The 3102-nt window shown below is 73.7% G+C and carries 2 protein-coding genes; one reads left to right on the top strand and one right to left on the bottom strand.

Going from position 1 to position 3102, the window contains the following annotated elements:
- The coding region (locus E1258_RS31485) for a LysM peptidoglycan-binding domain-containing protein (protein WP_132407488.1) at positions 1 to 707 on the bottom strand (707 nt) is incomplete at its 3' end.
- 398 nt (positions 708 to 1105) lie between these two features.
- Between E1258_RS31485 and E1258_RS35290 the strand changes: the two genes are divergently transcribed.
- Positions 1106 to 2947 carry an Hsp70 family protein gene (locus E1258_RS35290; protein WP_132407486.1) on the top strand — a complete coding sequence of 614 codons (1842 nt, stop codon included), beginning with the start codon at positions 1106 to 1108 and terminating at the stop codon, positions 2945 to 2947.
- Positions 2948 to 3102: the final 155 nt, after the last annotated feature.

The following is a 3102-nucleotide window of genomic DNA, read 5'->3' as shown; positions in this document are numbered from 1 at the left end:
GCCAGTGGGGGCGTGGAGGGCGTGTGTGGGGCAGGCGTGTCCGCGTCGGCGGGCAGGCGCAGCCTCCAGCCGGGCCGGATGAGGTCGGGGTCGGTCAGGCTGCCGGTGGTGAAGCGTGTGCCGCGGTTGAGGGAGTAGATCTCCCGCCACCGGTCGGCGTCGTCGAGGCGGCGGGCGGCGATCCCGGACAGGGTGTCGCCCCGGCGCACCGTGACGGTGCGCGGCTTCACTGCGGTCCCGGTGTCGTCCCGGTCATCCGAAGCCCCAGTGGGGCGAGGGCTGCTGTCGGCGTTGCCCGCTGGTGGTGTGGGGTTGTCTGCGAGATCCGCGGCCGTGACGGCGAGGGCGGGGGCGGTGCCGCTGGCACCGGTGGTCACGGCGGTGGCACCGAGCAGCGCCGCGGTCAGGCCCTGCACCGGTCCCGGGAGGCGGAGCTGGCCGAGCCGGCGCGGGCGGTGGCCGGCACGATGGTGCAGGTGGGTGAGCACGGTGGTGGCCAGCAGCGCCCAGAGAGCCCACCCGGCGGCGAGCGCCAGGACGGTGAGGAATCCCGGGGTCAACGGTTGCCCGATCCACGCCTGGACCTCGTCGCCGTCCGGCCACCGCAGCTGGGGGCGGCCGAGGCTGTACAGCAGCAGCGCGGGAGCGCCGATGACGAGACCGGCGGTCAGGGTCCTGCCGATGCGAGCGGTGGTCCGGATGCCCATGACGTCCCTTCCTGCCGACCTGGTGGGATGTGCGGCAACGCTAGGCCCGGGCAGGCCGGTGGGGACGCCTGCGGCGGATCACACAAGCTCACAGCGCCTTACACGACCTCACAACCGCAGGTCACGACCCCGGCGCCTGCCCTGTGACCTCTGAGTGCGCGTGCACGGGTAGGCGGGCCGAACGCGGGCAGAGACGCTTCCGCCGTCGTGCTGTCGGGCTGCTTCGCCCTGGCGTCGCCACGTAAGGCTGGTGCCGCAACGGCCATCGACAGGAACGATGCGCGGGGTCCTGGTCGTCGAGGGGTGCCCGCCCATCGACGTCCTTGCGCCCGCGTCCGGCACGTGAAAGTGCTTTTCACGGGTGACGTGAGGATCTTCTTCATGTTTGACTGGCTCGCATGTCGGGGCAGGCGCGGCTGGCGATCGACTACGGTTCCGCCAGCACGGTGGCGGTGTTGGCGTGGCCTGACGGCCGGTGGACCCCGGTGACCGTCGACGGCGTGCCAGCGATGCCCAGCGCCGTGTGGGTCGCCGAGGACACCAGTGTGTGGACCGGGCAGCAGGCGTGGCAGGCCGCCACGCACCAGCCACACCGGTTCGTCCCGGCCCCGCAACGCCTCGCCGAACAGAGCATCGACGTCGACGGCCGGCAGGTCGAGGCGACCGACCTGGTGGCGGCCACCCTCCGGCGGATAGCCGAGCACGCCGGGCAGATGGTCGGCGGGCCGATCGAGGACGTACGGCTCGTGGTGCCGGCCGGGTGGGGGCCAAGGCGGCGTACGTGGATGCGGCACGCGGCGCACCGCGCCGGCCTGGGACAGCCCCGCCTGGTCGAGGCGCCGGTCGCGGTGGCGCAACACCTGCTGGCCACCGGCACCCAGACACCGGTCGGCGCCTATCTGATGGTGGTGGACGTCGGCGGCGGGGCGGAGGTCACGGTCCTGCGTCGTGGCCCCGCCGGGTTCGAGGTCCTCGCCACCCTGGCCGACCCCGCCGCCGGCGGCGACGCCATTGACCACGCCCTCGCCACGGTCCTGGCCGGGCAGGGCGATGGCGGTGGGTGGGCGTGGGCGGCGAGCGTGCGGACCGCGAAGGAAGCCCTCGCCCAGCACGCCGCCATCACCGTTCCCCAACCCACTGGGACGGCGGTGGTGGCGACCAGTGTGATGTTGGAGCAGGCGGCGCGGCCGGTCCTGCAGCGGGTCGGGCAGCTCGCCGTCGACGCGGTCATCGCCGCCGAGCTCACCCCGGCGGACCTGGCCGGGGTGTACCTGGTCGGCGGCACCGCACGCCTACCTGCGGCAGCCGCCGTCATCGCCGAGCGCACCGGCCTCACCCCGCGGGTCGTCGATGACCCGATGCTCACCGCCGCCCGTGGGGCGGCCGACGCGAACACCACCGCGCCTACCGCAGGCGGCGTGGGAGGGCCGGAGCCGGAGGTGCCGCCGGCACGGCGGGTGCTGCCCGTCGCGGTGGCCGGGTTCGCGTCGCTGGCGATGATCAGCCAGATGCTGCTCACCATCGACTGGCGCGGGGTGTATCCGAACGAGTGGGCGATCCCCTCCTGGGGGCAGCTGGCGATGGCGTCGGTGTTCGCGGTCATCGCCTGCCTGTCCGCCGGCACGCTCCTCGGCGCCCTGGCCGCCGCCCACAGCGCAGGGAACGCCACACGGTCACCCGCAGGAATGGTCAGCCTCGGCATCCTGTCGGCGGTCTCGCTGGGCATGGGCCTGGCCAGCCTCTACGCCGTGGTCGCCGCCCAGTACCTCGGGATGCCAGTCGGCCCGTTCCTGCGATGGGCGCTGCTGCCCGTCACCCCGATCGTTGTCCTCGCCCTCGTCGCCGCGGTCGTGGCCGCCCTCCAATGGCGCACCCCACCCGGCGGATGGTCGGCCCTCCTGTCGTTCCCGACCGGTTCCGTCCTCGCCGCCGCGATCGGGATGGGCCTCGTCCAGTACTCGATGACCGCGGACCGGTGGCCCGACATGGTGCTCTTCATCGACCTCGCCGGCCGTTTCGGAGGGCTGCTGATCGGCATCGGCGCGGTCATGGCCCTGATCCGCCCCTGGCTGCTGCGACTGGTCATCGGCGCGCCGCTGGCCGTCATCACCGCCGCGATCACGTCGCAACGCATGCTCGGCGTCCTCGCCGGCATCTACGCCACCGCCGTAACCATGTGGTGGGTGTACCGGCTGTGGACCCGCCTCGTCCGCACCCCAGCAGCCGCACATGACCGGTGACCACCCCACCCCCGTAAGCCGGACCCGTCCCCGCTCGCCTGGGCGGGCTGGCCGGTGGGGGTGGGCGCGGTGAGATGGCCCCGCCAGGTCGCCTCCGCGGCAGCGCTCACCACCGTCCTGGCCGTCCCACCGATCGTGCTCGCCCACACCGTCGG

It is taken from the genome of Micromonospora sp. KC207, from assembly GCF_004348615.1.
GTDB lineage: Bacteria > Actinomycetota > Actinomycetes > Mycobacteriales > Micromonosporaceae > Micromonospora.
Note: the sequence above shows the minus strand (reverse complement) of the source record. Positions and strands in the feature narration are given on the sequence as shown.